Below are 24944 nucleotides of genomic sequence, written 5' to 3'. Positions count from 1 at the left end.
CCTGGTGGCTACGATGAACCAGAAATCCTCCCTCCGCAAAATCCTTCAATTTGTCTCAAAGGTCTCGACGGCGAACAGATCAGCCAGTAGACGCCGTAGCCAATGGCAAGGATCGGAAGACCTGCACCAGCGATCGGCCCGGGGGCTCCGCTGACGTTTTTGTTCTGACCGGGCGCGTTCTCGCAATTTCCCCTGTCATTGCAGGCTTGCGCAGGCGGGGTGATTGTCGTCAGAGCGAGGGCCAAAATCGCGGCGGCTATGCCAAAACCGACCTTCATTGCCTTCTCCTCTATTGCCGATCGACATTTAATGTGAAATTAAATGATATATTAAAAAATTAATTACCGAACTTTCACGGTCATATCAGGTTACTTCCTTTCCAAAGAAGGAGGGCGGCTGGTATGCGCGCTTCAACACGCAGTGCCAAAGAGCTTTGCGAGCAACTCGCGTCAGATACCGATGTGCTGGCACAAAAGATGTCGGATTTGCTTTCGCTTCGAAAATTCGTTGCCGACGCTGAAATCGTCGCCGCTTCGCAAGGCAGCATACCGAGCGCGCCGCTAATGGACCTTGGCGGCCCTGCTGCTGGCGCAAGGAGCTGGCGTTTGCCGTATCGAACTGTTCAATAGATCGCGCAATGCAATCAAATTGTCCAACGTCATCACAATGCGAGCACGAACGACGTTTTCATGCTCAATCCGATCCGAATCGAATAGCGGACCCGCCTTTGGGCGAACGTTTGTAAATGTGAGTGTCATGAGCGGCCCAGGCCCCGACGCCAGATTGATTTTTCCTATGCAAAGCGCTTCTGGAATATTGCCTGGGTCTACCGTGAGCGGTTCGTCAGCCATGGATGGTCTCCCACGAAATTTTCCGGTGTTACGAGATTTATCACCCCGCTTGCGGAATCTTCGCCCATCCCAGAAGTACGCTCTAGCGACTGCTTCATTCCTCTAATGCGCGGTGAAGCACGTCGGTGGCCATGTCACCGGCCAGCCACATCAGCGAATTGATGAATTGATGCTAGTCAAGCAAACAGCTCGGCGCCTTCCGGCGTGATCTTCACCTAGGTGCCGCTCTCGTGCATCCAAAGCCAGCCGCGCTCGATCGCCAGTTCTCGTCCAGCGCCGTACTCGGCCGGCGAGCCGTTGTCTTGGAAGATGAACGGGTAGTTGATTTTTTCGACGTAGATGCGCCCGTCCTGGACGGGCTCCACGGCGTGCGCCAGCTCCATGATGCGGCGGGCGGCCTTTTCCGTGTCGGCGTAGGGGCGGCTTTCGGCGTATTTCATGCGGCTAACTTATCTTCCTTGTCGGGGCCGCGCATGACGATCTTCAAGGCATCGTCGGACAGTGGCCGTTGCAGCGCCTTCGCTTCGTCCCAGGGCGCGCGCAGCCAAACGTCGCGCTCCTCGTCCGTCGTCAAGATGACCGGCATTGCCTTCGGATGGATCGGCGCGACGACAACGTTCGGCTCGGTGGTCAGGAAACCGTAGACAAGGTGAGGGCCGGGGACCGGCTTCGACTTGGTGCCGCGGTCGCCCTTGAACTCGGTCCAGATGCCGGCAAAGGCCGTGAGTGGTCTGTCTTCGTTCAGCGCGAACCAGACCACGTCCTTCTTATTCGTCGCGGCGTTCGGCTCCGGCGCGTATTCAGCGAAGCTGTTGAAGGGGACCAGGCAACGGTTCTCCGGCTTCAGCCAGCCGCGCCAGTGCGGCGAACTGGTGTTGCGGATATTCGTCACAGGCGGGCCACCGTTGCGCGGCGGTGGCGGCATGCCCCAGCGCATCAGCACCATTTCGCGGCCCTCCGCAGCGTTGCGCACCACTGGCGCCGGATAGTCAGGAAACACACCGGGCATCGGCGGCAGGTTGCCGACATAGCGGTTGACGACGCGGAACAGCGCACGGATCGCTTCCTGGTTGGTCGAGATCGAATAGAGATTGCACATCAGGGGTCCTTAGCGTTCGCCCGGCCACCACGTCGATGGCGGATCTTGCGCGGAAATCTTCGTGGGCCGCAGGGCGACGAGGTGGCTGCGCTTATAGGAACAGCCGCGCTGCTCCGAGCACAGCTTGCAGCGCATATAGCGCTCGAGCTCGTGGATCGGCGTCGACTTCGGCCGGCGCACGATGTCGAGCGCGACCGTCTAGTCTAGTGCGTTTCGCAGCCGAGGCACTTCACCTCAAGATAGGTGTAGCCGGCATTGAGCGCGTCGCCGAGCGCGGGCTGCGCCGGTCCCTGAAACGCTAGCATGCGCTTGTTCCAGGCTTGGCAGGCGAGCCGATCGGCGGCCTTCCGAGCTTCAGCCGCCTGCTCGGCAGCGGCGCGTACGGACGCGCCAAAGATACTCTCGCGTGACTTGGTGCCCATGACCTGAAAATGCGTCGTGTGGGACACCGCGGCAAGCCGCTAGGGCTTGCGGTGCGTCGCTCGGAAACGACTAAGGACCGGTGCCGCCGCTCTTGCGCATTGTGCCGGCGCCGGCTCCCGGAAAGCGGCTGACAAATGAAGCCGGCGGCAGTCATTGAGCCCACACTAGGCCGGTGAACAGCTGCAGAACAAAAGCCCGATTAGACTGTCCAACAAACTGTCCAACACATTTTCTGGGTATCTTCTAAGCGATTGATCTAGCGGCGCTATTTTTTGCGTCGGAGCGCTATGGCGCTCCCTAGCGGAATCGAACCGCTCTCTCCACCGTGAAAGGGTGGCGTCCTGACCGATAGACGAAGGGAGCAAAACAATCGGCAGATCAATGCGTTAGCCGCGGGATATGCCAGATCGGCCGCCGACGGTTACTGGCGGCGACGGAGCGAACGTATAGTGGTGATTGGGTGGGGGGGCAAGCCGCAGGATGGCGCTTTTTGCAGCCATCCCCCGACGGCTTCGCGCGGGGCCCGATACCCGAAAAACCGCGGGGGTCTCGCAACGCTTTGTAAAGCCTGATGCCGTAGGCGTCCCGCATGGCGTTCAGCAGCAAGAAGCGCGACGCGCGCAAATCGATGCATCAGCCCGGCTGGATCACGCTGGAGGGCGGATTCGCCGCGCGGCCCTGCGTGGTGCAGGACATGTCGTCCACCGGCGCCAAAATCACGATCGACGATCCCAACACGCTGCCTGGAAAATTGCGTCTGGCGTTGTCGCGCGACACGCGCACTGGACGGCCTTGCGAGGTGGTGTGGCGTCGCGGCAGGACCCTGGGCGTCAAGTTCGTGAGCTAGCTAGCAGTTCCCGCCTTCGCGCGATAGAAGGCCGGATGCGAAAGACGCTGGTCCTCATCCTCGCGCTGCTGCCGGCAATCGCGCTCGCGGAGCAGCCTCATCGAACCAAATCCGGCAAAGCAACGGCTTCAGCAAAGTCGCTCCCGCTGAAGAGAGTCGCGCGGCCCAATGCGTGCGCAGAGTACGGTGCGGGCTTCGTCAAGATCGAAGGCTCCGACACCTGCATCAAGATCGGCGGCGGCATCGACGTTGGCGGCGGCGTCTCGATCGGCGGCCGCTAGATTCTTATTTTGACGCGTTTTCTTCACGCGAACCGGTGCCCACTTCGCTCGAAAACGCTCTATAGCTTCACGACATCGGCGGCGCCAGGAATTGGACGAAGCCCGGGCGCGTGGAAATCTCGGCAAACCAGCGCTCGAGATTCGACAGCCTCGGCTTGGTGATGCCCTCGACGCCGAACCAGCGCCGCGCAAAGGCGCCGATCGCGATGTCGGCGATGGTGAACCCGTCGCCTTCGATGAAGCGCCGACTCGCCAACTGCGCATCGGCGATCCGCCACACCTCAGCTTCGGCATCGGCATCCTTCTGGATCGCGGCCATGTCGCGCTTCTCCGGCGGCGTGCGCACCAGCGCCCAGAACACCGGACGGTCGACCGGCTGCAGCGTCGACAGCGTCCAGTCCAGCCAGCGGTCGACGCCGGCGCGCTGGCGTGGCGCGGCCGGATAGATCGGTGAGCCCTCACCATAGGCGAGGCAGAGATAGCGCATGATCGAATTGGATTCCCACAGCGTGTAGCTGCCGTCGACCAGCGTCGGCACGCGGCCGTTGGGGTTCATTGCGAGATAGTCGGGCTGGTCGTTCTTGCCGAACTCCATGCCGGCATCGATGCGGTGATAGGGCAGCTCGAGCTCGCTGAGGCACCACAGCACTTTCTTCACGTTGACCGAGTTGGCCCGGCCCCAAACCGTGAGTTGATATTTTTCCGCCACGCGTCTCTCTCCCATCCCTTGCTGCTTGCGTTGACGGCGGAATAGCAGAAAGCGCGATCTCGATCATCCCGCACCAACAAAAAATCAGGCCCGCTGAGCGGCACCTGATTTTGTTGTCACGGGCTGCGTAGGTTGCGTGTGATCAGAGCGTTTTCGAGCGAAGTGGATACCGGTTCGCGTAAAGAAAACGCGTCAAGCTCTAATGTCCGAAGAACAGCCACAACAGGATGATCACCGGGATAGGCACGCCGAGCAGCCACAGCAAGAGTCCTCTTGCCATCGTTTCCTCCTCCATATCGTATCGGTGAGGAAACGCGCGATCCATCGGCTCGTTCCGTTATGGATCGCGGCGCTCATGCTGTGCGCGCTGCGCGAGGCCTACCAGTGGCCGGTGTTCGGCATCGACAGCCACGGCTCGGCCGGCGGCTTCGGATCGCCCTTCTGCAGCAGCTCGATCGAGTGCAGATCCGGCGAGCGCACGAACGCCATGTTGCCGTCGCGCGGCGGGCGGTTGATGGTGATGCCGAGCTTCATCAGCCGATCGCAGGTCGCGTAGATGTCGTCGACCTCATAGGCTAGATGGCCGAAATGGCGATCCTCGCCGTATTTCTCCTCGTCCCAGTTGTAGGTGAGCTCGACCAGCGGCGCGCCACGCGTGCTCGGCAGCTTCTTCAACTGGTCGACATCTTCGGGCGCGCACAGGAACACCAGCGTGAAGCGACCCTTCTCGTTGTCGATCCGGCGCACTTCCTTCAGCCCCAGCGCGTCCTGGTAGAATTTCATCGCGGTGTCGAGATTGCGCACGCGCAGCATGGTGTGGAGATAACGCATTTTCTTGTCCCTCTCAGACTTGTGAGAATTTCCGCCCGTTCCGGCACGACGGGGCAGAAAATAGCAGCAAATTGTATGAGGGGGCAGCCCTCTCACGACCTCGGCCGACGTCATCAAAACCTCGCAACGACACATGGTCGTGAGTCTCGGGCTTGTGAGTGGCAGGCAACAGCGCTCCGATTATGTTGCCGCGCGGGAGGACGCGATGCCATACAGTCCTGAACTCATCGAGACCATGCGGGCCGCGTTGGAGGCGGTCATGTCGAAAATTCCCGCCGATCAATCCGTGTTCGGCGTCAAGGCGGCGGTGGCCGAACGTATTCTGAAGGCGGCAGCCCACGGCCAAACGTCCTTCGATGGCCTCGTCGCGTCAGCGTCTGACCAAGTGCAGACGATCGTTGCCACGCTGTCGTGAGCGGCGCCGGTGAATTACCTCCGCGCAAACGCATCGCGTTTGTCGCGTGGCTGGTCAGAAAAAGAAAACCCCGCGCGTGGGGGCACGGGGCTTTCGGGCTGACGGTCTGGGGATTCAGGGCGCGAGCCGCCAGCTTCAGTCGTTAACTTAAGGTTGAATTTTCAAAAAGCAACAGCGCCGCCTAGAGGAGTATATTCTCCAGGCGACGCTGCCGCGAAATACTGGGCCCTGAAATCCCCAGTTCCACTATGTCTGTCGGCGTGCAAATAGGTTCAAAAGAAAACCCCGCGACGGGGGCATCGCGGGGCTTCTTAGCCGGTAGGCGGCAGGGGGAGTGTTCCTACCGGCACTTCCTGATGCTCATTCAATTCGTGACGATCAAAAGCGTTCCCGCGAAGCGCTGTCACGGGTGGTCAAGGCCGCGCGCGGCATGCCGCAATGGCCTGATGTTCTGATCTCACCTTTTTACACAAGCGTTTGAGCCTGCATCGCATTCCTATGCCGCCGAGCGCACGTCGGGATCGAGGCGACGCATTCAGCGAGGAGTAGATTCATGAGAAGCATCATTCTGGCCACGGCGGTCGTGGCACTGGCCGCAGCTTCCGGACAGGCGTTCGCGCGTTCAGGCGCCTCAATCCCGCGGCAGGAAACGGCGGTCGATCAGCGGGCGTACGATGCGTTCAACGCGTTCGATCAGCAGGTGGCACCGCAAATGAGCGATGCCGACGCCCACCGCTATCATGGCGGGCCGAAATCCAACGACTGAGCGCGAGCGCGCCATTCGGCATTCACGCCAGGAGAACGCGGCGGCGCTCGGTGTCACGCCTTGCGGTCCAGCAGCGCCTCGCGTTCGGCCTGGGCCTGGGCGTCGATGACGTTCTGCACGTCGGCATTGATCTGGTGCGGCGGCGCTTTGGCAGTCTCGTCGATGACGAGTTGAACCTTCGCCTGCGTCACTGCGGCAGGGACGGGGTAGATGACCATGACGGCAACCTCCTGCCCAAAATTCTCATGTCCGCGTTTACGCTTTCTAAAGAGGTGCGGTTAATGCGGATGAATTCGGTTGTCCCGAACGTCCGGGAACTCCGATCGCGAGCAGGGTGGGGGCGGATGTGGATCGCTGCGCAGCAAGATCACGAAATCGCTTGGTAAAGGCCGATCCGGCGGCCTGTGGATTTGCTGCGGATAACCTGGGGACGGAAGGTATCCAGATGGTGCCTGCGCGGCTCCGTCTCCTAACGATCCCTTTCGACGCAGCCGATAACGCTATTCAGTTAGGTTAAGGGCAGGATCGCGTTGCGATTACCGGAGGTTGCGCATAGGGATCAGTTGCGGAACCCGAGCCATGATGATCCCTTCGTTTCACAATGCAGACAGGCGAACTCACCGGCGCGTGATGGTGGTGGGGCTATTGTTTTGTCTTGCCTTCGTCGCCATCAGCTTTTCGCTGCGGCCGCAGGTGGACAATGGACGCGTGCTGGTGAAGGCCGACCGCCTGGTGCGCACCGCGGGCGAACCGCACAAGGCGAATTAGAGCGTTTTCGAGCGAAGCATGCCCTCGGACTTGATCCGAGGGTAGGCACCGGTTCGCGCGACGAAACGCGTTAAAAACAAGAATCCTAGCGCGGATCCTGTCCCGGCATTTTCTCGCTGGAGGAGCGATGATACATCGCGATGGCGATGAACCCGCCATAGCCGATGATGTTGATCAGAATTTCCAGCCAGACCGGCATGGCCATACCCCTTCTGCACCACCATACGCGCGGAGGTCGTGGTTTGTTCCTGCGCCCAATCCATGGGTGGCCCGGCCGGGTTGCATAGCTCGAAGGGAGAGGGGCCCCGTCCAAGCGCTGCAAAGGCGGCCCTTTGTGGCAACATGCCTGCGGGTTCCCGATGCAACCAATCGGGAATTTCTGCGTTGGAGCCGCGGATGAATCCGTGAGGAGGCGAGGATGAAAAAGACACTCGCAGTTTTGGCTATGGTCGCCACTGTCGGCGCGACCGCGATGAGCACGCCGGCGGAGGCGTACTGGCGCGGCGGCGGTTGGGGCTGGCGGGGCGCGGGTCCGGGCCTGGCATTCGGGTTGGCCGCGGGCGCGCTGATTGCGGGCGCCGCTGCAGCGTCGAGTCCCTACTACTACGGTCCGGGCTACGGCTACGGCGGCTATTACGGCGGCTACCCGGGCTACGCTTACGGCCCGGGCTACTACGGCGGCTACCCGGCCTATTATGGCGGCTACGGGTATCGACGCTACTACGGCGGTGATCCTTACGCCTACGGGGGCGGCCCCTATTATCGGCGCGCCTACTGGGGCTCTTATTGGTAACAGAAAGCCCGGGGCGACGCGCCCCGGGCTTTTTGACTCGGCCGATGGTGCGAATACCTAATCGGTCTCAACTGGCTCCCGCTGGTAGCCGTGCCAAGCGCTGCCGAGCGTGTTGGCGTAATACTCCTGACGCTCGCGTTCGAACTTTTGCTGGGTCGCCTTGAAGTTGGCGATGCGAGCGGCGATCTCTTCGCGTTCACGTGCGAGCCGCTCTTCCTTCTCGGTCATGGCGTCTTCGGTCATGGCTTCGATCATGGCCCATCCCTGTAATCGTAATGTCATCCGGCCGAATTCGCCTCCCCAATGGGGAGGAGCCGGTGCAGGATTGTGGTGAGATGATGAGCAGCGAAGGCGGTGGATAAGGCGCGTACGCTGCTTGTCGCTTCTCCGCGGCCCCGCTAGCCAAAAAGGGAAACTGGGGAGGCCAATTCATGGCAAAGATCGATCTGGATTCACTGAGCATCGAAGAACTCGCAAGCTTGCGCGAGCACGCGACCGACAAGCTGTTTGAAAAGGTCGCGGCGCGCCGCGCCGAACTCGAAGCGGAATTGGAGAAGCTTGCGCAATACGGCAAGCCGGTGAAGAAGGCCGATGCCGCGCCGATCGCGAAGGCGAAGAAGAGCGACGAGGTGAAGGAGCCGAATGAGGCGAAGGAGCCGGTCGCCAAAGCGGCGTGACAAACACGGCGGCGTGAGAGCCGCATGACAGGTGCGATCCCTCGCTCCAGTTGGCCGTGCTATAGTGCGCGCGGTCAACTCGGGTTTCTCACGTGATTGCAAAAGATCTGCGCAGTGGCGTCGAGGCCCTCGGCAATTTCATCGCCGAGGCCTCCACCATCGTTCCCTTCACCGGTGCCGGCATTTCAACCGAGAGCGGGATTCCCGACTTCCGCTCGCCCGGCGGGCTGTGGACGCGCAACCGGCCAATTCCCTTCGACGAATTCGTTGCAAGTGCCGACGCGCGCGATGAAGCGTGGCGTCGGCGCTTTGCGATGGAGCCGACCTTTGCGGCGGCGAAGCCCGGGCGCGGACATCGCGCGCTCGCCTCGCTCTATCGCGCGGGGAAGATTCCGTCGATCGTCACCCAGAACATCGACAATCTGCATCAGATGAGCGGCTTCAAATCGGATCATGTGGTCGAGTTGCATGGCAACACAACCTATGCGCGCTGCATCGGTTGCGGCAGGGCGTACGAATTGATGTGGGTCAAGCAGCGCTTTGACGAGAACGGCAGTGCGCCCGATTGCACCGACTGCGGCGATCCCATCAAGACCGCAACCATCTCGTTCGGCCAGGCGATGCCGGAGGATGCGATGCGACGGGCGACGGAACTTGCGCAGCACTGCGATCTGTTTCTTGCGATCGGATCTTCGCTGGTGGTGTGGCCCGCGGCGGGATTTCCGATGATGGCCAAGAACTGCGGTGCCAAGCTTGTGATCATCAACAACGAGCCGACCGAGCAGGACGATATTGCGGATCTCGTGATCCGCCACGACATCGGCGAGACCCTTGGGCCGTTTGTAGGCAATTGATGCTCAATTGATTCGCGATTGTGCAAGCCTGTTCATAGTTCCCGCTGGATTCGTTTTTTGTCTATGCGACGCAAGCGGGAGTGTTATCTTTTGATTCGAGATTCGCGTGCGTTGTTCATGAGCGGTCGTGCAACAACGCACCGGTAGGTACCGTCGCAGAGAGACGGGTTGCAGATGATGTGCGGGGTCCGGGGTCATGGGGTCGGACGGATTTGAGTCCAAGAAGCTCGGCGCTCCGCCATCGGGTGGCGCCGGGCAGGGTAGGCTTGCGCCGGGTGAATACTCGGAGAGAGCACCGCGCGATCCAGCCGCGGATGCATTCTCCGGCCTGGGCGATGCCGCCGCCAACCTCGTCGAGATTTCCGGCGTCATCAAATGGTTCGATGCCTCGAAAGGCTACGGCTTCGTCGTCCCCGACAATGGCTCGCCAGACGTGCTTCTGCACGTCACCGTGCTCAGGCGCGACGGCTACCAGACGGCCTACGAGGGCGCTCGCGTAGTGGTTGAATGCGTGCAGCGCGCGAAGGGCTATCAGGCGTTCCGCATCCTCTCGATGGATGAAACGACGGCGATCCATCCGGCGCAGATGCTGCCGCCCAGGACCCATGTCACGGTCACCCCGACCAGCGGGTTGGAGCGGGCGCAGGTCAAGTGGTTCAACCGGCTGCGCGGCTTCGGCTTCCTGACCTGCGGTGAAGGGACGCCCGACATCTTCGTGCACATGGAAACGCTGCGCCGCTTCGGCATGACCGAACTGCGCCCCGGCCAATATGTGCTGGTGCGGTTCGGGCCCGGCTCCAAGGGCATGATGGCCGCGGAGATCCACCCGGAGACCGGCCCGTCGGCGCTGTCGTCGCACTGATTTTCATTTTTCCCGATCATGCTCTGACGGAAACGTGAGCCGGGTGGCGCGCGGTAGGTCTTTGCCCTCTGGTCATTGCCGCCGTCGCCGGGTTAGGTTCCCGGCGGTTTGATCTTGCCGTGAGTGCTGTTGCCATGATTTTCGATCGTGTCGCCGGGCATCGCCTGCTCGTTGGCCTGTTTGCGTCGTTCGTCCTCCTGCTTGGTGTGATCGCGGGCCCGGCCGCAAAGGCTGCGACGGTCCAGCCGCTCGAGATCGTCACCAAGAACGGAGTGCACGTCTTCTCCGTGGAGCTCGCGACGACCGAGGAGGAGAAGACGACGGGGCTGATGTACCGGAAGGAGCTGCCCGACGGCAAAGGCATGCTGTTCGACTTCTCACCGGAGCAGCAGGTGTCGATGTGGATGAAGAACACCTATGTCTCGCTGGACATGATCTTCATCCGCGCCGACGGCCGCATCCTGCGGATCGCGGAGAATACCGAGCCGTTGTCGACCAAGATCATCTCCTCCGGCGGACTCGCCAAGGGCGTCCTGGAGGTGGTTGCGGGCACGGCGCAGAAATACGGCATCCAGCCCGGCGACCGGGTGGCCCACCCGCTGTTCAACGGCAAATAGAGCATGATCCGGAAAAGTGGGCACCGGTTTTCCGAAAAGATCATGCTCCACTAAGGAGCGGATGATGATCCGGCCAGCCTGATCGGATCATCATCCGGCGCCCCCGCGAGCGCCTTGCTGGCGCCCGTTTAACCGTGTATCGACATCGCCGGCGGATTGCTCGGGGTATAGCGCAGCCTGGTAGCGCGGCAGTTTTGGGTACTGCAGGTCGTTGGTTCGAATCCAGCTGCCCCGACCAAAAGATTAGTGAAATCAGGTATTTGAGAGGCCTGTCGCGTCCCGGTCGCTGACGTGCTGTCGGCTGTCGGGGGTATATCGGTCACCGCTGAGAAGCTTATGCTTCGGGGGCATTTGCTGCCCCATCTCCCATCCGTGCCTGCGCCCACGCGGAATGCCCTCGACGATTGCCTTGGCGACAATCTCGGCGTCAGCAGGAGAGAGAGCTGGTCGAGGGGCTTCCATGACACGCGATCTGGCGAGCGCGCTCCATGTCTTCGTACAGGGCTATGGGAGGAGGCGGTTGCGTCGTGGATGCGCTGCACAGTCGCAAGCGTCTGTACGTCGGACGAACGTCCGATGCGCCACTGCCCAACCTATGAAACAACTTCGTTCGTTCTGTAGTGCGCACGGAATCGGTGACGATCCACGCGGAGGAGGCGGCTTACTCTTACGACGTCGAATACGAACGACTGCTGCGTCAATAGGTAGGAAGCAAAAAATGCGCTCGGATATCAGCATTGCTATTGTTGGATTTATCCTGACGTTGTCGGTCTCAGTAGACGCACATGCATCGTGCACAGGGCCGAGGACTATGAAGGGAACCTGGAAGGGGAACGACACAGGTACCTACTTTGTCGCGCAACGCGGAAATACTGTTTGGTGGTTTGGACAGAGTAAAGAGCGGAATTTTGCCAACGTTTTTCGAGGCACGCTACGTGGCGACATAATTGACGGCGAATTTTCAGATGTTGCCGGTGGATTCAATTTTGCCGGTCCGCTACGTCTCCAAATTGTGAGAGGCTTCGGTAACTCAATAGCTTCATTCAAGAAAGTGAGCGGCGGATTTGGGGCGAGCCATTGGTCTTTCCCGTGTGATGATCAAAGCCTGATCCCTGCACGAGACTAGCGAAACTCTGAAATTGCTATGGGGTGGGGCCACCCCGATTGCACTCTACCGCTCGGGATAGGGCGTGCCATCCTTGTGCACGAACCGGCCGTCGGCGTTGGAGCTCATCATGTCGACGTCCGAGCAGATGGTGACGTCGGCTGGTGAGCGCGAGCCGACTTCGAGATAAACCGCCATCGCGTCGGATTTGTTGACGAGGTGATGGCCGTTGCCGGAGCCTTTCGGAAACGCCGCGCCATCGCCTGCGCGCAGCACCGTCTCGCCGCCATCTTCAATCAGCGTCAGTTCGCCTTCGAGCACATAGACGAATTCGTCTTCGGCCGAATGCCAGTGGCGCTGGCTCGACCAGTTGCCCGGCGGCAGGTGCATGAGATTGACCCCGAAGTCGGTGAGGCCGCCGGCGTTGCCCAACCGCTGCCGCATGCGTTCGGCAGAGGGGGCGTCGAATGGCGGCGGGTAGCCGGAGCCCTTGCGTTTCGGCACGGCGGCGATATCGATCCTGGGCATGAGGTCCTTTCAATGACACCCGGGGCCACGCTCCTTGCTCAACGCTGACACATCAACCGCGCGAGATGTCCTGATCGGTAGATCAGGAAAAGATCACTGGTGTAGTGGAAATACTCACCCGTGAAGTCCTTGGTTCTGAATCTGAGTTGAATCCTGTTGTTGCTGACGACCGAAGCGCGCTGCGGACCATTCCCGGTATCGATCGAAACCGGCGGACCGAGGGCAAGCGTCACGGTTTTTGCCGAGGGCGCGGATCCAGTTGGATCGAACAGGGAGCCGCTGCAGGTGAGGGAGGCAGGCTGGGCGGCCGCAGAAGCAATCATCGAGGCGAGGGCTGACAGAATTATCAAGGACGTTCTGAACATTCATGGCTCCAAAGAAAAGAATTTAGGAATCGCGGCGGGGCTTGCAGCGTCGGAGCATAGTAGGTGGCGCCTGGGTTTGCGAGCAACGGTTGTGGTTGCCAAATCGCACGTCAAATCATCGGTCCCGATGATATCGCCACCGTAAGGCCGCTGGAATTTTTCGGATGGGCGCTTGCCCCTGCATGCTGGTGGCGGCGAAGCTCCGAGGGTGCAGCGCACTCCCTTCAGGCGAGCGCGCAGGTACCTTAGTCGTTTGACGTGAGGAACGGCAGAATTGGCACGTCGATGCCGATGGCCAATTCGAGCACTGCACCGATCGCAGCGATTGCCGCGCACAATTCGAGCAGGACGAATGCGAACAGCGCGCTGAGCCCGATGATTGCGTTCTTGCGGCCGTTCCACATGATGTCACCTGCGATCCTGGCTTTCGGAAAGAAAGCTCGATTTAGCCCGGTTGGGTCATAGGCCCGGGATCTGGCGCGGTGAGCTCGCTTTACCATCGCGGCCACCGTGCTCAAGACAAGCCTGATCTTAACCTAACCGATCAACCTTAACGTCCGTGCGGCGGGCGAAACCGGAGCCGGCCGTCTGGTTCAGGACGATCGCAGCGTTCCGCGGCGCTTCAGCATCCGCGGCAGATCGATCCGATCATCTTCTCGACCTTGGCCTCTTCGGGATCGAGCGAGGGATCGGTGCCAAGCAGCGGACCCTTCTGGGGACCGTTGGCAATGCCCGACGAGGAAAGCGCGGTTCCGAGCGAGTTGGTGCCTGGCGTGGCGGGGTTGGTTCCAAAAGCGCCGCCGGTCACCGGCAGGCCGCCGCTCGTGGGTAGGCCGCTGCTCATGGGCATGCCTCCGTGCATTCCCATGGCTCCCATACCGTGCCCCATGCCGCCTCCGCCGCCGCGTGCGAATGCTGCGGTGGTCGAAAGGCCGACGGCGAGGGCGAGGCAGAGGAGGGATAGTTTCTTCATGGCGAGACTCCTGTCTTCGCGAGACGGCTGGGGCCGTCCGTTGGGCCGGCGCCAGCACAAACAGGATGTAGGCATTGCGGTCCCGCGCAATGCGGTCCCGCCCATCAAATCCTTTGGCGCGAAGCTTGCTGCCGGATCGCGGCTGCGCGAGTGACGGCGATCCCGTTCATTATTCTCAACGATTTGTAATCAAGGCCTGGCTGTGGGCGGCGATGGCCGCTTCCTCATCGGTGGGGACCACCAGGGTTGCGACACGCGCTGTCTTTGCGCCGATCCAGAGTTCATTGGCGCTGTTGGCGGGGTCATCGATCTCCACGCCGAGCCAGCCAAGGCCGGTGCAGATCTGCTTCCGCACCTCGGGGCTGTTCTCGCCGATCCCGGCGGTGAAGACGATCGCGTCCAGGCCGCCCAGGCTGTGGACCATCGCGGCGATCGCCGCGCCCGCGCGGAAGGCGAACAGTTCGAGTGCCTCGGCGGCACGGGGATCGTTGCTGTTGGTGAGCACGCGCACGTCGGCGCTGATCCCGGACACGCCGAGCAATCCGGATTCGTAATACAGTACGTGCTCGATCTCGTCGGCCGAAAGCCCGCGCTGCTGTTGCAGGTAGAGCGGCAGGCCGGGATCGATCGCGCCGCAGCGCGTGCTCATCATCAGCCCGTCCAGCGTGGTGAAGCTCATCGTGGTGTCGATGCTGCGCCCGTTGCGCATCGCGCACAGGCTGGCGCCGCTGCCGAGATGGGCCGTCACGATCCGTCCCAGAGCCAGATCCGGCGCGATCTCGCGCAAGCGGCGGGCGATGAACTCGTAGGACAGCCCGTGAAAGCCGTAGCGGCGCACGCCCTCCTGTTCGAAATGCCGCGGCAGCGCAAAGCGGCTCATGGGCGGCGCGATGCTATGGTGGAAGGCGGTATCGAAGCAGGCGACCTGCGGCAGGTCCGGCCGCAGCTTCTGCATCGCCTCGATCGGCGCGAGGCTGGCTGGCTGATGCAATGGCGCGAGCGGCGTGAGCTCGCGCAGCACCTGGAGAATGGCCGGCGTCACCTTCACCGGTTCGAAGAACTTCAGGCCGCCATGGACGACACGGTGGCCGACCGCGACGAGAGTTCCACCGGTGAGGAATTCGTCGATCCAGTGCAACAGATCCGAGAAGAAGCTCTCGTCGTCCGCTTCCGCCGCGGCGTGCCGCTCGAACAGCACGTTGCCCTGCAGGTCCTTCACGACCATCCGCGGCTGATGCTGATGATGGTCGAGCATGCCCTTGCACAGCAGCGCGGGATCGCCTGAGCCGCCGCTCGCAAACAGAGCCAGCTTGATCGAGGACGATCCTGCGTTGAGGACGAGGAGGGCGTTCGGCATCTTCTTCAGCCTCAACGCTTGTGATTGGGCATTAATCGCCGGCGTTCGCGGCCGTGCCATATGGCCAGGACCAGTCGCGGATATCGGGCATGTCCTCGCCGTGCGCGCGGACATATTTGCCGTGCTCGATCAGGCGATCGAGGCAATGCTGCTTGACGGCGGCCGCTGACGCCGCAAGTCCCGGCACGCGGTTGATGACCTCGATCGCCAGATGGAAGCGATCGAGCTCGTTGAGCACGACCATGTCGAACGGCGTCGTCGTCGTTCCCTCTTCCTTGAAGCCGCGCACATGAATGCCGGAGTGGTTGGTGCGCGCATAGGTGAGGCGGTGGATCAGATAGGGATAGCCGTGATAGGCGAAGATCACCGGCTTGTCGCGGGTGAACAGGGTGTCGAACTCGCGGTCGGTCAGTCCATGCGGATGCTGTTCGCGCGGTTGCAGGGCCATGAGGTCGACGACGTTGACGACCCTGATCTTGAGCTTGGGGATCTGCTTCCGGAGCATGTCGACGGCGGCGAGCGTCTCCAGCGTCGGCACGTCGCCGGCGCAGGCCATCACCACGTCGACGTCGCTGCCGGGTGTTTCCGTTCCGGCCCATGACCACGCGCCGATCCCGGCCTCGCAATGAACCGCGGCCTCCTTGATTGTCAGCCATTGCGGCGCGGGCTGCTTGCCGGCCACGATGACGTTGATGCGGTCGTAGGTGCGCAGGCAGTGGTCGGTGATCCACAGCAGCGAGTTGGCATCCGGCGGGAAATAGACGCGGACGACGTCCGCCTTCTTGTTGGCAACGAGATCGACGAAGCCCGGATCCTGGTGGCTGAAGCCGTTGTGATCCTGCCGCCAGACATGTGAGGTGAGCAGGTAGTTCAGCGAGGCGATCGGGCGCCGCCAGGGCAGGCCGCGGGAGACCTTCAGCCATTTGGCGTGCTGGTTGAACATGGAATCGACGATGTGGATGAACGCCTCATAGCAGGAGAACAATCCATGTCGCCCAGTGAGCAGATAACCCTCGAGCCATCCCTGGCAAAGATGCTCGCTCAAGACCTCCATCACCCGGCCGTCCCGGGACAAATGGACGTCGTAGGACTCGATCTCCTCCATCCAGACGCGATCGGTCGCTTCGAACACGGCATCGAGCCGGTTGGAGGCGGTCTCGTCAGGGCCCATGATGCGGAAGTTGCGGGTGCTCTCGTTGCGCCTCATGACGTCACGCAGGAATTTGCCCATCGTGCGCGTCGCTTCATTCATCACGCCGCCGGGCGTGGCGACCTCGATGGCGAAGTCGCGATAGTCGGGCAGCTCCAGCTCACGCTTCAACAGCCCGCCATTGGCATGCGGATTGGCGCCCATCCGACGCGCGCCTGCCGGCGCCAGTTTTTGCAGCTCCGGAACGAGCCTGCCTTGCTCGTCGAACAGCGTTTCCGGCTGGTAGCCGCGCAGCCATTGCTCCAATATCGCGAGATGGCTTGGATTGCTGCGGACTTCGGCAACCGGCACCTGGTGCGCGCGCCAAAATCCCTCCACCTTGAGGCCGTCGACTTCCTTGGGGCCGGTCCAGCCCTTTGGACTGCGCAACACGATCATCGGCCATCGCGGCCGCTCCGGCGATGGTGATGCGCCTCGCGCGGCCTGCTGGATGGCGCGAATACGATCCGTTGCCGCATCCAGGGTGGCTGCCATCTGCCGGTGCATCGTCGTGGGATCGTCGCCCTCGACGAACATCGGCTCATGGCCAAAGCCCAGGAACAGGTGGCGGATTTCCTCGTCGCTCATCCGTCCGAGCACGGTCGGGTTGGCGATCTTGTAGCCGTTCAGATGCAGGATCGGGAGCACCGCGCCGTCGCGCGCGGGGTTGAGAAACTTGTTCGAATGCCAGGAGGCGGCGAGCGGGCCGGTCTCGGCTTCGCCGTCGCCGATGACGCAGGCAACCAGGAGATCGGGATTGTCGAATGCCGCGCCATAGGCATGGGCGAGCGCATAGCCGAGTTCGCCGCCTTCATGGATCGAGCCCGGTGTCTCCGGTGCAGCATGGCTTGGGATGCCGCCGGGAAAGGAGAACTGCCGAAACAGCTTGCGCAGCCCGTCGGCGTCCCGCGTGATATCTGGATAGATCTCGGTGTAGATGCCTTCGAGATAGGTATTGGCCACCATGCCGGGCCCGCCATGACCGGGGCCGCAGATATAGATGACGTTGAGGTCGCGGTGTTTGATCACACGATTGAGATGGGCATAGACGAAATTCAAACCGGGCGTCGTGCCCCAATGGCCGAGCAGGCGCGGCTTGATATGTTCCTTGCGAAGCGGCTCGCGGAGCAGGGGATTGTCGAGCAGATAGATCTGGCCGACCGAGAGGTAGTTGGCGGCGCGCCAGTACCGATCAAGCAGATCGAGTTCGGCGCTATCGAGAACGGCGGACGTGCTGCTTACATCTTGCATTGAACGCCTCGTTGTTTCTTGGCGACGATTGCCAATCGTGACGGCTTTGCCGGACGCGCCACTGTCCATTCCCGAGCGGTGCGGGTGTTGACCCAGGTCAACCGCATCCAAGCCATCCTCGATCCCGGCGCCATTCGAGCATGCGCTTGCTGCGCCATCTGTCCGATGACAACGGGCGCGGATCAGCGCCGTTCCGGCGCAGGAAATGTGAGATTATAGCGGCGGCGTTTGACGAAACTGCGATGCCGCGCTTTTGACCAGGGGGCGTGCGGCCAAACGGTACGGTGCGGCCGGCGCTACCGGCTGGAGACCAGTTTCAGCGGAGGCTGGAGTGTCGCCTCGAGTTCCACCCGCAGGCGCTGGACTCGGGGATCGCTCGATCGCTCGGCGCAGACCGTGTACTGATGTACGGATTGGGCCAGCGCCCGCCGCTCCGCCGCGGTCTTCGACACCGAGGCGAGCTTGAGCACGATGGCGCCCAGGTTCACCAGCATTTCGTCCAGCGTCTGGTCGATTGTGTCGAACTCGTTCTTCATCCGCACTCCTGTGCACGTCAATGAAGGCTGGTCGATGACGTTCCTGTGGCGGCTTCGGTAAAGCTAACCATTGGTAAATGCCGTAGGGTGGGCAAAGCGAAGCGTGCCCACCATCACGAGCGGAGTGTTGATGGTGGGCACGCTTCCGCCGGTGTTTGATTGAATGACGGTGCAAGAAGTCGCTTTGCCCACCCTACTCACTGCTCACTAGAAACCGAGGAGCCCCCATGGCACGCAAACTGATCGACATCTCCGTTCCCCTGCAGAACGACGTGCCGGCCGATCCGCCGGGCAACCACCCGACCATCCAGTATATCGATCACCAGCAGGGCCTGCCGCGCATGCTGGAATTCTTCCAGGGGTTACGAGCGGAAGAGCTGCCGGACGGGCAGGGCTGGGCGGTCGAGCAGGTCAATCTCTCCACCCATAATGGCACGCATCTGGATGCGCCCTGGCACTTCCATCCCACGATGAATCGCGGCGAGCGCTCCTGGACCATCGACGAGGTGCCGCTGGAATGGTGCTTCCAGCCCGCCGTCAAGCTGGACTTCCGGCATCTGCCGGACGGCTATGTCGCGACCGCCAAAGACGTCGAGGAGGAGCTCAAGCGGATCGACCATACGCTGCAGCCGCTCGAGATCGTCGTCGTCAATACCAGCGCCGGCGCGAAATTCGGTCGGCAGGATTACGTCGTCTCGGGCTGCGGCATGGGCTATGAGGCGACGATGTATCTGTTGGAGCGCGGCGTGCGGCTGACCGGCACCGACGGCTGGAGCTGGGATGCGCCGTTCGTCTACACTGCGAAGAAGTATGCCGAGACCAGGGACGCCAGCCTGATCTGGGAAGGGCACAAGGCCGGCCGCCACATCGGCTATTGCCACCTCGAGAAGCTGCACAATCTCGAACTGTTGCCCTCGACCGGCTTCATGGTGTCGTGCTTCCCGGTAAAGATCGAGCGCGCTTCGGCCGGCTGGACGCGGGCGGTCGCGATCCTCGATAGCTGAAGCCCGTTGGCCTGGAGAGCTCTTGTCAAAAGAAAATCAGGTGCGCCGTTTCCGACGCACCTGATTTTTTCCTTCGATCCAGTGCGGGTAACGTCGGACTAACGCTGCTACCTGCAGACGCGAACGCCGCGCGGGGTCCACCAGCAGCGTGGCCCGCCATAGTAGCCGTAGCCACCACGGGGATACCAGCCACGGCGATAGCCGCCGCCGCGATAACCCCATCCGCCGCCTCGATATCCGCCACGATAACCTCCGCCGCGCCCGCGCCACTGCGCCTGCGCCGACGAGGTGGTCGCACCGACCAGAATCGCCGACGTGCTGGCGACATAGACGAACAGCAATGCCACCGCGGCAAGGCAGCGCGTCAGGAAATTGTAGCGTTTAACCATTCAGTAATCTCCCGGTCACTTCCATACGTCCAAACAATCCGAACTGTCTTGCTTAGACGTTTGAGACAGCCACTAGTTCAGATGCACTAAGACAAAATTTTGTCGAACGTTCTTGCGCTTCGCAAAAACTCTATTGGGCGGGTCGGGTAAGGTCAAGTTATGGTCCCGCTTGCAGAAATGCATCGTTTGTCCTGCTGTTCATCCATCGTTCATCTTGTTCATCTTCGTCGTACCCAGTGATTTGTGTGCTACCGAACCAAGACGAAAAAGATTTCGACAAAATCCCGCAGAGAACTTGATGTCGACACGATCGCGCTTCTAAGCCACGCGATGATTCCCGCCTGACGAGTCCCCATGCCCAAGCAGCACACCTATGTCCTCGGCCTCAACACCTACGATCATGACGTCAGCGCCTGCCTGTTGCGCGACGGAGCGATCGCCTTTGCGATCGCCAAGGAGCGGATCACGCGCGAGAAGCACGCATCCGGATTCCACAAGGAGGCGATCGACTATTGCCTCAAGGCCGAGGGCATCACGCTCGATGACGTCGATCTGGTCGTCAGCAATTGCTACATCCTGCCGGTGCCGGAGCTGGAAGAGCGTCTGATCTATCAGGACATGGCCGGCTTTCTTCCGTATCCCGAGCGGCAGGAGGCGTCCAAACATCCGCTGTTTCGTTCGACCTCGGGCAAGGTGCGATCGGTCTCCCACCATCTGGCGCATGCCTACAGCGCATTTGCGGTGTCGCCGTTCGATGAGGGCGCGGTGATGGTGGTCGACGGCGTCGGCAACTATCAGTCCGACGTCATGGAGACATATCCGAATGCTGATGCGGCGTCGCCGCTGGCGCGCGAATCCGAAAGCTACTACCACTTCGCGGGCGAGAAGCTGGAATGCCTGAAGAAGGTCTTCATGGAGCCTTCGCGCGGCATGCTCAGCGACGAATTCTACAACATGCCGGGCCTCGGCGCGCTCTACAGCCGCGTCTCGTCCTACGTGTTCGGCGACTGGAACAAGTGCGGCGAACTGATGGGCCTTGCGCCCTATGGCCGCCGCGAGCAGGTCAAGCATCTCCTCGATATGAACGACGGCAAGTTGTATGTGCCGCCCTGGACGAGCGAATTCCACGAACCCTATCTGCTCGACAGCGGCAGTTGGGAGAAGAACCCGGCGATGCGTCACTGGGAGGACATCGCCTGGCGCGTGCAGGACGACACCGAGAACGTGCTGCTCGCCCGCGCGCGCTGGCTGCGCGAGACCACGGGCGCGAAGAACCTTTGTATCGCCGGCGGCGTCGCACTGAATTGCGTGGCCAACGGACGGATTGCGCGGGAAGCCGGTTTTGAAAATGTGTGGATCCAGCCCGCGGCCGGCGACGACGGCACCGCGATCGGCTGCGCCTATTACGGCTGGCTCGAGATCCTGAAGCAGCGGCGCAACTTCGTAATGGAGCACGCTTACGTCGGCAGGCCCTATAGCGAGGCGGAGGTCGCGGCCGCGCTGCAGAAGTTTTTGGTGCGCGTGCAGGTGGACATCAGGCGCAGCGACGATATCTGCCGCGACACCGCCAAGCTGCTGGCCGACCAGCGCGTGATCGGCTGGTTCCAGGGGCCGTCCGAGTTCGGGCCGCGTGCGCTCGGCAACCGGAGTCTGATCGCCGATCCGCGCCGGGCTGACATGAAGGACATCCTCAACAGCCGCGTCAAACACCGGCAGGCGTTCCGCCCGTTTGCGCCGCTCGTGCTGGCCGAGCGGATGACGGAGATCTTCGAAGGCGAGGAGGATTCGCCGTTCATGCTGATCGCCAAGCCCGTCCGTCCCGAGTGGCGCGACAAGATTCCGGCGATCGTCCATGTCGACGGCACGGCGCGCGTGCAGACCGTGCGCGAGGCGACCAACCCCAGGCTCTACCGGCTCTTGAAGGAGTTCGAGGCGCTGACGGGGGTGCCGGTGCTGATCAACACCTCCTTCAACGTCAAGGGCGAGCCGATCATCGAGACGCCGGAGGATGCCGTGAACTGCTTCCTCGCCACCGGGGTCGACAATCTGATCCTGCACGACACCATCGTGTCGAAGGGCCGGATGCACAAGGTCGTCGCGCCGCTGGTCAGGACTTATGGCGATGTCGCTGGCATCGTCGCCTCGACCGCCCCGCCGCCGTCCTGAGATCTACCTCGCCCCGCTTGCGGGGAGAGGTCGGAATTCAAGCGCAGCTTGAATCCGGGTGAGGGGGAGTCTCCGCGAATCCATCTGCTACCGTGTTCGCGGAAGCGGCCCCTCACCCCAACCCTCTTCCCGTGGAGAACGGGGAGAGGGAGAGGATGGCGCTACGTTGCCTTCGCCGGCGTCGGCGGCGTTTTCGGCAGCGGCTTGTCCTGCCGTTTCGACCAGGAGATGTAGTAGGCCACGATCGTCATGATCGCGATGCCGGTGACGCTGACGAAGATCTGCGCGAGCAGTGAGCCCGAGCTCATCGACAGCTCGAAATGCCCGACAAAGGACAGGAACACGCCGACGCAGAACACCGCGAGCGACTGCTGGCCGCAGACGATCAGCGGATCGAACACCTTCCACTCCAGCGCCGACCAGTCCTTCGGGATGAAGCGGATCACGAGGATGACGATGACCGCGAAGTGGATGAAGCGGTAGGGCGCAAGGTTGGTCTTGTCGTTCGGGTTGAAGGCCGAATAGAGCCAGTCCGGGAACATGGCGCCGAAATCCGGGAAGCGGCCGGCCATGGTCATGATCAGCGCGAAGATCATATAGGCGATGCAGAACCAGAGCGTATAGGGCGAGTTGATGATGTCGGCATTCTTGCGCGCGCCGCCGAGCGCGCACCAGGCGCCGAACACGAACAGAACCTGCCAGCAGAACGGGTTGAAATACCAGACGCCGGCCGGATAGGCCGGCAGGTTCCAACCCACCTGGCGCGATACCAGCCACAGCGCGATCGAGGCGAGCATGGTCAGGTTCGGTTGCCGCAGCATGAACCAGAGCACTGGCGGGAACAGGCCCATCAGCACGATGTAGAGCGGCAGCACGTCGAGGTTGACCGGCTTGAATTTGAGGAACAGGCCCTGGCGCAGGGTCTCGGTCGCGTTATCGACGAGGCCGGCGACGTTGAACTCGTTGATGAGGTTGGAATCGCCGAAGCGCAACGCCAGGTAGCTGATTGCGGCGATGTAGATCACGAACAGGATGATATGGGCGACGTAGAGCTGCCAAACGCGCTTGGTCAGCCGGGTCGCGCCGACGACGAAGCCGCGCTCCAGCATCATCCGGGCATAGACGAAGGAGGCGGTATAGCCGGAAATGAAGACGAAGAGGTCGGCGGCGTCGCTGAAGCCGTAGTTCCGCGTGGTGATCCAATTCACCACATTGTCGGGGATATGATCGAGATAGATTGCCCAGTTCGCGACCCCACGAAACAGGTCGAGCCGGAGGTCGCGTCCCTTTTCGGGCAGGGTGGCGTTGATTTTCATGGGTCCCGCTTCGAAGTGATGCTTTCGAGAAGGCCGCGCCGCGAGGCACTCGAGCCCATCCGCGGCCAGATTGTCACAGCGCGGTAGAATGGCTATACCGGACGGAAAGGTAACATCCGGGTTCAGGAATCACCCATCACATCCGTGAAAGGTGTTTTTATACTATCCCGGGCGTTCCCTCCACACGCTCCATGTCGCACAATCCCCGAAGGTTCGACGATCCATGACGACAGCACGCATTTTTAAGCCCGCCAAAAACGCGATGCAATCGGGGCGTGCCAAGACCAGGGAATGGCAGCTCGACTACGAGCCGGAACAGCCGCGGATGGTCGAGCCCCTGATGGGCTGGACCTCGTCCGGCGACATGAAGCAGCAGCTCACGCTGCGCTTCCAGACCAAGGAAGAGGCGATCGCCTATTGCGAACGCAAGGGCATCCCCTACCAGGTGCTCGAGCCGAAGGAATCCCTCCACCGGCAGATCGCCTATGCCGACAATTTCTCGTTCCGGCGCGGCGAGCCCTGGACGCACTGAAGCCCGCAACAGGGTCCTGCGGGCTCTGGCTGCATTTCACCTCCCCTTGAAAAGGGGAGGTCGGTTTGCGCGTGACACGCGCAAACCGGGTGGGGATTCTCTCTCCATTGGCACCGGTGCCCGGGGCTGACCCCCATCCCAGCCTTCCCCCTTTCAGGGCCTTTCAGGGGGAAGGAGCCCAGACAGCCTCGGCCCAGGGCGCGGTCACCGGTCGCGCGACCCTGCCGGATCGGCCGGCGTCGGAATGTCGGGGAGCGGCAGCGGTGCGTCCTTGGAGACGCCGAGCACTGGAAAGCTCCTGATGGTGCGCACCTCGGCCATAACAGAGAATTGCAGGAGCTGCTGGTGCATGCCCTGCACACCGGTTGCCACGCATTTGAGCAGGAAGTCCGCTTCGCCCGAAATGCGCCAGCACTGCTGCACCAGCGGCAGGTGGGCGATCGATGCCTCGAACGCCTCCAGCGTAACCTGGTTCTGGCTGGTCAACTGAATCAAGACAAAGGACACCACCTCATAGCCGAGCGTCCGCTCGTCAAGGCTCGCGCGGACGTCCCTGATGACGCCGCGGCTACGCAGCGCGCGGACGCGGCGCAGGCAGGCCGGCGCGGAGATGCCGACCCGTTGCGCCAAATCGTTGTAGCGCAGCCGGCCGTCCCGCTGCAGCTCGGACAAAATCTTCCGGTCGATCTCGTCGAGCTCTGTCATGGATGCCTCGTGCGTTGACGAGCGAGTCATTCGGCGGCGACGCGCCGGGTGGCCTTGCGGGGAGAGCGGGCAGGGGGAGCGGCTGCCTGCGGCGCAATGCCCGACAGCACCAGCTTTTCATGGGTGGCGATGATGGCTTCCTTCGAGAGCCGGCCGCCCGGCCGATACCAGGTGCAGGGCCCGGTCAACATCGCCAGGATCGCAAAGGTCGCGACCTGGACGTCCACCAGGTCGAAGACGCCCTGCGCAACGCCTTCTTCGAGGATGTCGGCAAGGCGCCGCTCATAGGCCTCGCGCAAGGCGATGACCGCAGCGTAATTCTTCGGCTCCAGGCTGCGCAGCTCGGAATTGGCGATGTAGACCTCACGCTTGCGCGTCATGTGATAGCTGACGTGGAAGGCGACGAAGGCGCGGAGTTTTTCCACCGCGCCAGTCTTGCCGTCAAGCGCAAGATCGAGCTGACGCAGCAGTTCGTTGATATGGTGCTGCACCAGGTCGAACAGCAATTCCTGCTTGGTGCTGATGTGGTTGTAGAGCGATCCCGCCTGGATGCCGACCTCGGCGGCGAGCTGACGCAGGCTCATGGCCTCATAGCCATGCTCGAAGATCAGGCGCGTTCCGGCTTTCCGGATCGCCTCCAGCGTCGTTGGGCCGTGTGTGAAATGGACCCGCGGAGCGGGACCGCTTGAACCGGTTTGTTAGTTGGAAACTGACCGCTCCTGATCCCTTTCTATC

At 61.9% G+C, this 24944-nt stretch carries 32 protein-coding genes, 2 tRNA genes and 1 pseudogene; 15 read left to right on the top strand and 20 right to left on the bottom strand.

Annotated elements, in window-relative coordinates:
- Positions 1 to 560: 560 nt before the first annotated feature.
- The 5 genes and pseudogenes from AAFX91_RS21120 to AAFX91_RS21100 all read right to left on the bottom strand — a co-directional run bounded on the left by AAFX91_RS21120 (position 561) and on the right by AAFX91_RS21100 (position 2736).
- Complete coding sequence (locus AAFX91_RS21120; RefSeq protein ID WP_130580601.1) at positions 561 to 851, bottom strand: hypothetical protein; 291 nt, start codon at positions 849 to 851, stop codon at positions 561 to 563.
- A 215-nt stretch (positions 852 to 1066) separates the two neighbouring features.
- Positions 1067 to 1291 (bottom strand): hypothetical protein, encoded by a 225-nt coding sequence (locus tag AAFX91_RS21115; RefSeq protein WP_130580600.1) that lies wholly within the window; start codon positions 1289 to 1291, stop codon positions 1067 to 1069.
- Positions 1288 to 1950 (bottom strand): SOS response-associated peptidase, encoded by a 663-nt coding sequence (locus tag AAFX91_RS21110; RefSeq protein ID WP_130580599.1) that lies wholly within the window; start codon positions 1948 to 1950, stop codon positions 1288 to 1290. The genes AAFX91_RS21115 and AAFX91_RS21110 overlap by 4 nt, the downstream gene beginning before the upstream one ends.
- A 9-nt stretch (positions 1951 to 1959) precedes the next feature.
- Positions 1960 to 2372 (bottom strand): annotated as a pseudogene (locus AAFX91_RS21105) (hypothetical protein).
- Between the two features lie 289 nt (positions 2373 to 2661).
- A tRNA-Glu gene (locus tag AAFX91_RS21100) sits at positions 2662 to 2736 on the bottom strand.
- Between the two features lie 226 nt (positions 2737 to 2962).
- Between AAFX91_RS21100 and AAFX91_RS21095 the strand changes: the two genes are divergently transcribed.
- Both AAFX91_RS21095 and AAFX91_RS21090 read left to right on the top strand, forming a co-directional pair.
- A complete protein-coding gene (locus AAFX91_RS21095) occupies positions 2963 to 3220 on the top strand; it encodes a PilZ domain-containing protein (RefSeq protein ID WP_130580598.1) in 258 nt (85 codons plus the stop codon).
- Positions 3221 to 3255: 35 nt separating this feature from the next.
- A complete protein-coding gene (locus AAFX91_RS21090; protein WP_394567732.1) occupies positions 3256 to 3501 on the top strand; it encodes a hypothetical protein in 246 nt (81 codons plus the stop codon).
- 67 nt (positions 3502 to 3568) lie between these two features.
- On the opposite strand, the gene AAFX91_RS21085 is transcribed toward AAFX91_RS21090, so the two are convergent.
- Together AAFX91_RS21085 and AAFX91_RS21080 are read right to left on the bottom strand one after the other, a co-directional pair.
- A complete protein-coding gene (locus AAFX91_RS21085; RefSeq protein ID WP_394567731.1) occupies positions 3569 to 4225 on the bottom strand; it encodes a glutathione S-transferase family protein in 657 nt (218 codons plus the stop codon).
- Positions 4226 to 4588: 363 nt separating this feature from the next.
- Entirely contained in the window at positions 4589 to 5041 is a 453-nt protein-coding gene (locus AAFX91_RS21080) for a VOC family protein (RefSeq protein ID WP_130583993.1), read from the bottom strand.
- A gap of 205 nt (positions 5042 to 5246) precedes the next feature.
- Between AAFX91_RS21080 and AAFX91_RS21075 the strand changes: the two genes are divergently transcribed.
- A complete protein-coding gene (locus AAFX91_RS21075) occupies positions 5247 to 5456 on the top strand; it encodes a hypothetical protein (RefSeq protein WP_130583994.1) in 210 nt (69 codons plus the stop codon).
- A gap of 553 nt (positions 5457 to 6009) precedes the next feature.
- Positions 6010 to 6222 carry a hypothetical protein gene (locus AAFX91_RS21070; protein ID WP_130583995.1) on the top strand — a complete coding sequence of 71 codons (213 nt, stop codon included), beginning with the start codon at positions 6010 to 6012 and terminating at the stop codon, positions 6220 to 6222.
- 53 nt (positions 6223 to 6275) lie between these two features.
- On the opposite strand, the gene AAFX91_RS21065 is transcribed toward AAFX91_RS21070, so the two are convergent.
- Positions 6276 to 6440, bottom strand: coding sequence for a hypothetical protein (locus tag AAFX91_RS21065; RefSeq protein ID WP_165421548.1), 165 nt, complete (start codon positions 6438 to 6440; stop codon positions 6276 to 6278).
- Positions 6441 to 6801: 361 nt separating this feature from the next.
- On the opposite strand from AAFX91_RS21065, the gene AAFX91_RS21060 reads away from it, so the two are divergent.
- Together AAFX91_RS21060 and AAFX91_RS21055 are read left to right on the top strand one after the other, a co-directional pair.
- Complete coding sequence (locus AAFX91_RS21060; RefSeq protein ID WP_130583996.1) at positions 6802 to 6990, top strand: hypothetical protein; 189 nt, start codon at positions 6802 to 6804, stop codon at positions 6988 to 6990.
- Positions 6991 to 7408: 418 nt separating this feature from the next.
- Positions 7409 to 7783: a hypothetical protein gene (locus AAFX91_RS21055; RefSeq protein WP_282531593.1), complete on the top strand. Its 375-nt coding sequence runs from the start codon at positions 7409 to 7411 to the stop codon at positions 7781 to 7783.
- A gap of 57 nt (positions 7784 to 7840) precedes the next feature.
- Here AAFX91_RS21055 and AAFX91_RS21050 read toward each other — a convergent pair whose 3' ends face one another.
- Complete coding sequence (locus AAFX91_RS21050) at positions 7841 to 8038, bottom strand: hypothetical protein (protein WP_282531592.1); 198 nt, start codon at positions 8036 to 8038, stop codon at positions 7841 to 7843.
- A gap of 176 nt (positions 8039 to 8214) precedes the next feature.
- On the opposite strand from AAFX91_RS21050, the gene AAFX91_RS21045 reads away from it, so the two are divergent.
- The 6 genes from AAFX91_RS21045 to AAFX91_RS21020 all read left to right on the top strand — a co-directional run bounded on the left by AAFX91_RS21045 (position 8215) and on the right by AAFX91_RS21020 (position 11919).
- Positions 8215 to 8460, top strand: a complete 246-nt coding sequence (locus tag AAFX91_RS21045) for a hypothetical protein (RefSeq protein ID WP_394567730.1) — start codon at positions 8215 to 8217, stop codon at positions 8458 to 8460.
- Between the two features lie 92 nt (positions 8461 to 8552).
- On the top strand, positions 8553 to 9314 hold the full coding sequence (locus tag AAFX91_RS21040; RefSeq protein WP_130581772.1) for a Sir2 family NAD-dependent protein deacetylase: 762 nt from the start codon (positions 8553 to 8555) through the stop codon (positions 9312 to 9314).
- 196 nt (positions 9315 to 9510) lie between these two features.
- Positions 9511 to 10176: a cold-shock protein gene (locus tag AAFX91_RS21035; RefSeq protein WP_130581771.1), complete on the top strand. Its 666-nt coding sequence runs from the start codon at positions 9511 to 9513 to the stop codon at positions 10174 to 10176.
- Positions 10177 to 10310: 134 nt separating this feature from the next.
- The gene (locus AAFX91_RS21030) at positions 10311 to 10793 is read left to right on the top strand and encodes a DUF192 domain-containing protein (protein WP_394567729.1); all 483 of its coding nucleotides are present in this window, start codon (positions 10311 to 10313) and stop codon (positions 10791 to 10793) included.
- Between the two features lie 161 nt (positions 10794 to 10954).
- Positions 10955 to 11031: transfer RNA gene (locus AAFX91_RS21025), tRNA-Pro, on the top strand.
- A 480-nt stretch (positions 11032 to 11511) separates the two neighbouring features.
- Complete coding sequence (locus tag AAFX91_RS21020) at positions 11512 to 11919, top strand: hypothetical protein (RefSeq protein WP_130581769.1); 408 nt, start codon at positions 11512 to 11514, stop codon at positions 11917 to 11919.
- A gap of 45 nt (positions 11920 to 11964) precedes the next feature.
- On the opposite strand, the gene AAFX91_RS21015 is transcribed toward AAFX91_RS21020, so the two are convergent.
- The 7 genes from AAFX91_RS21015 to AAFX91_RS20985 form a co-directional block, all read right to left on the bottom strand.
- Positions 11965 to 12426: a cupin domain-containing protein gene (locus tag AAFX91_RS21015; RefSeq protein WP_394567728.1), complete on the bottom strand. Its 462-nt coding sequence runs from the start codon at positions 12424 to 12426 to the stop codon at positions 11965 to 11967.
- A gap of 38 nt (positions 12427 to 12464) precedes the next feature.
- Positions 12465 to 12791 carry a hypothetical protein gene (locus AAFX91_RS21010; RefSeq protein ID WP_130581767.1) on the bottom strand — a complete coding sequence of 109 codons (327 nt, stop codon included), beginning with the start codon at positions 12789 to 12791 and terminating at the stop codon, positions 12465 to 12467.
- Positions 12792 to 13036: 245 nt separating this feature from the next.
- Positions 13037 to 13195 carry a hypothetical protein gene (locus tag AAFX91_RS21005; protein WP_165421369.1) on the bottom strand — a complete coding sequence of 53 codons (159 nt, stop codon included), beginning with the start codon at positions 13193 to 13195 and terminating at the stop codon, positions 13037 to 13039.
- 218 nt (positions 13196 to 13413) lie between these two features.
- On the bottom strand, positions 13414 to 13764 hold the full coding sequence (locus tag AAFX91_RS21000) for a hypothetical protein (protein ID WP_130581766.1): 351 nt from the start codon (positions 13762 to 13764) through the stop codon (positions 13414 to 13416).
- Positions 13765 to 13939: 175 nt separating this feature from the next.
- Entirely contained in the window at positions 13940 to 15121 is a 1182-nt protein-coding gene (locus AAFX91_RS20995; RefSeq protein WP_130581765.1) for an acetate/propionate family kinase, read from the bottom strand.
- A gap of 31 nt (positions 15122 to 15152) precedes the next feature.
- Positions 15153 to 17561, bottom strand: a complete 2409-nt coding sequence (locus AAFX91_RS20990) for a phosphoketolase (RefSeq protein WP_130581764.1) — start codon at positions 17559 to 17561, stop codon at positions 15153 to 15155.
- 296 nt (positions 17562 to 17857) lie between these two features.
- Positions 17858 to 18097, bottom strand: a complete 240-nt coding sequence (locus AAFX91_RS20985; protein WP_130581763.1) for a hypothetical protein — start codon at positions 18095 to 18097, stop codon at positions 17858 to 17860.
- Between the two features lie 227 nt (positions 18098 to 18324).
- On the opposite strand from AAFX91_RS20985, the gene AAFX91_RS20980 reads away from it, so the two are divergent.
- Positions 18325 to 19101 (top strand): cyclase family protein, encoded by a 777-nt coding sequence (locus AAFX91_RS20980; RefSeq protein WP_130581762.1) that lies wholly within the window; start codon positions 18325 to 18327, stop codon positions 19099 to 19101.
- A 107-nt stretch (positions 19102 to 19208) separates the two neighbouring features.
- Here the strand turns inward: AAFX91_RS20980 and AAFX91_RS20975 are convergent, their stop codons facing one another.
- Complete coding sequence (locus AAFX91_RS20975) at positions 19209 to 19490, bottom strand: hypothetical protein (RefSeq protein WP_130581761.1); 282 nt, start codon at positions 19488 to 19490, stop codon at positions 19209 to 19211.
- 354 nt (positions 19491 to 19844) lie between these two features.
- Here AAFX91_RS20975 and AAFX91_RS20970 point away from each other — a divergent pair, with 354 nt between their 5' ends.
- Positions 19845 to 21656 (top strand): carbamoyltransferase C-terminal domain-containing protein, encoded by a 1812-nt coding sequence (locus tag AAFX91_RS20970; RefSeq protein ID WP_130581760.1) that lies wholly within the window; start codon positions 19845 to 19847, stop codon positions 21654 to 21656.
- A 161-nt stretch (positions 21657 to 21817) separates the two neighbouring features.
- Here AAFX91_RS20970 and AAFX91_RS20965 read toward each other — a convergent pair whose 3' ends face one another.
- A complete protein-coding gene (locus tag AAFX91_RS20965) occupies positions 21818 to 22972 on the bottom strand; it encodes an OpgC domain-containing protein (RefSeq protein WP_282531582.1) in 1155 nt (384 codons plus the stop codon).
- Positions 22973 to 23195: 223 nt separating this feature from the next.
- On the opposite strand from AAFX91_RS20965, the gene AAFX91_RS20960 reads away from it, so the two are divergent.
- Positions 23196 to 23504, top strand: a complete 309-nt coding sequence (locus AAFX91_RS20960) for an ETC complex I subunit (protein WP_035691450.1) — start codon at positions 23196 to 23198, stop codon at positions 23502 to 23504.
- A gap of 204 nt (positions 23505 to 23708) precedes the next feature.
- Here the strand turns inward: AAFX91_RS20960 and AAFX91_RS20955 are convergent, their stop codons facing one another.
- Entirely contained in the window at positions 23709 to 24209 is a 501-nt protein-coding gene (locus AAFX91_RS20955; RefSeq protein WP_130583048.1) for an Lrp/AsnC family transcriptional regulator, read from the bottom strand.
- 26 nt (positions 24210 to 24235) lie between these two features.
- A complete protein-coding gene (locus AAFX91_RS20950) occupies positions 24236 to 24793 on the bottom strand; it encodes a TetR/AcrR family transcriptional regulator (RefSeq protein ID WP_394567726.1) in 558 nt (185 codons plus the stop codon).
- Positions 24794 to 24944 lie beyond the last annotated feature (151 nt).

The sequence above is a fragment of the Bradyrhizobium sp. 31Argb genome (assembly GCF_043638955.1).
Taxonomy (GTDB): Bacteria; Pseudomonadota; Alphaproteobacteria; order Rhizobiales; family Xanthobacteraceae; genus Bradyrhizobium.
This window is presented reverse-complemented; position numbering and strand designations above follow the sequence as displayed.

Coding starts and splice junctions, on each gene's coding strand:
- AAFX91_RS21120 (WP_130580601.1), bottom strand. CDS start 851: ATGGCTGACGAACCGCTCACGGTAGACCCAGGCAATATTCCAGAAGCG.
- AAFX91_RS21095 (WP_130580598.1), top strand. CDS start 2,963: ATGGCGTTCAGCAGCAAGAAGCGCGACGCGCGCAAATCGATGCATCAG.
- AAFX91_RS21020 (WP_130581769.1), top strand. CDS start 11,512: ATGCGCTCGGATATCAGCATTGCTATTGTTGGATTTATCCTGACGTTG.
- AAFX91_RS21010 (WP_130581767.1), bottom strand. CDS start 12,791: ATGTTCAGAACGTCCTTGATAATTCTGTCAGCCCTCGCCTCGATGATT.
- AAFX91_RS21060 (WP_130583996.1), top strand. CDS start 6,802: ATGATGATCCCTTCGTTTCACAATGCAGACAGGCGAACTCACCGGCGC.
- AAFX91_RS20990 (WP_130581764.1), bottom strand. CDS start 17,561: ATGCAAGATGTAAGCAGCACGTCCGCCGTTCTCGATAGCGCCGAACTC.
- AAFX91_RS21080 (WP_130583993.1), bottom strand. CDS start 5,041: ATGCGTTATCTCCACACCATGCTGCGCGTGCGCAATCTCGACACCGCG.
- AAFX91_RS21070 (WP_130583995.1), top strand. CDS start 6,010: ATGAGAAGCATCATTCTGGCCACGGCGGTCGTGGCACTGGCCGCAGCT.
- AAFX91_RS21075 (WP_130583994.1), top strand. CDS start 5,247: ATGCCATACAGTCCTGAACTCATCGAGACCATGCGGGCCGCGTTGGAG.
- AAFX91_RS21065 (WP_165421548.1), bottom strand. CDS start 6,440: ATGGTCATCTACCCCGTCCCTGCCGCAGTGACGCAGGCGAAGGTTCAA.
- AAFX91_RS20975 (WP_130581761.1), bottom strand. CDS start 19,490: ATGGTTAAACGCTACAATTTCCTGACGCGCTGCCTTGCCGCGGTGGCA.
- AAFX91_RS21000 (WP_130581766.1), bottom strand. CDS start 13,764: ATGAAGAAACTATCCCTCCTCTGCCTCGCCCTCGCCGTCGGCCTTTCG.
- AAFX91_RS21035 (WP_130581771.1), top strand. CDS start 9,511: ATGGGGTCGGACGGATTTGAGTCCAAGAAGCTCGGCGCTCCGCCATCG.
- AAFX91_RS21110 (WP_130580599.1), bottom strand. CDS start 1,950: ATGTGCAATCTCTATTCGATCTCGACCAACCAGGAAGCGATCCGTGCG.
- AAFX91_RS21115 (WP_130580600.1), bottom strand. CDS start 1,291: ATGAAATACGCCGAAAGCCGCCCCTACGCCGACACGGAAAAGGCCGCC.
- AAFX91_RS20980 (WP_130581762.1), top strand. CDS start 18,325: ATGGCACGCAAACTGATCGACATCTCCGTTCCCCTGCAGAACGACGTG.
- AAFX91_RS20985 (WP_130581763.1), bottom strand. CDS start 18,097: ATGAAGAACGAGTTCGACACAATCGACCAGACGCTGGACGAAATGCTG.
- AAFX91_RS20955 (WP_130583048.1), bottom strand. CDS start 24,209: ATGACAGAGCTCGACGAGATCGACCGGAAGATTTTGTCCGAGCTGCAG.
- AAFX91_RS20970 (WP_130581760.1), top strand. CDS start 19,845: ATGCCCAAGCAGCACACCTATGTCCTCGGCCTCAACACCTACGATCAT.
- AAFX91_RS20995 (WP_130581765.1), bottom strand. CDS start 15,121: ATGCCGAACGCCCTCCTCGTCCTCAACGCAGGATCGTCCTCGATCAAG.
- AAFX91_RS21055 (WP_282531593.1), top strand. CDS start 7,409: ATGAAAAAGACACTCGCAGTTTTGGCTATGGTCGCCACTGTCGGCGCG.
- AAFX91_RS21030 (WP_394567729.1), top strand. CDS start 10,311: ATGATTTTCGATCGTGTCGCCGGGCATCGCCTGCTCGTTGGCCTGTTT.
- AAFX91_RS21015 (WP_394567728.1), bottom strand. CDS start 12,426: ATGCCCAGGATCGATATCGCCGCCGTGCCGAAACGCAAGGGCTCCGGC.
- AAFX91_RS20965 (WP_282531582.1), bottom strand. CDS start 22,972: ATGAAAATCAACGCCACCCTGCCCGAAAAGGGACGCGACCTCCGGCTC.
- AAFX91_RS21090 (WP_394567732.1), top strand. CDS start 3,256: ATGCGAAAGACGCTGGTCCTCATCCTCGCGCTGCTGCCGGCAATCGCG.
- AAFX91_RS20950 (WP_394567726.1), bottom strand. CDS start 24,793: ATGAGCCTGCGTCAGCTCGCCGCCGAGGTCGGCATCCAGGCGGGATCG.
- AAFX91_RS20960 (WP_035691450.1), top strand. CDS start 23,196: ATGACGACAGCACGCATTTTTAAGCCCGCCAAAAACGCGATGCAATCG.
- AAFX91_RS21085 (WP_394567731.1), bottom strand. CDS start 4,225: ATGGGAGAGAGACGCGTGGCGGAAAAATATCAACTCACGGTTTGGGGC.
- AAFX91_RS21005 (WP_165421369.1), bottom strand. CDS start 13,195: ATGTGGAACGGCCGCAAGAACGCAATCATCGGGCTCAGCGCGCTGTTC.
- AAFX91_RS21050 (WP_282531592.1), bottom strand. CDS start 8,038: ATGATCGAAGCCATGACCGAAGACGCCATGACCGAGAAGGAAGAGCGG.
- AAFX91_RS21045 (WP_394567730.1), top strand. CDS start 8,215: ATGGCAAAGATCGATCTGGATTCACTGAGCATCGAAGAACTCGCAAGC.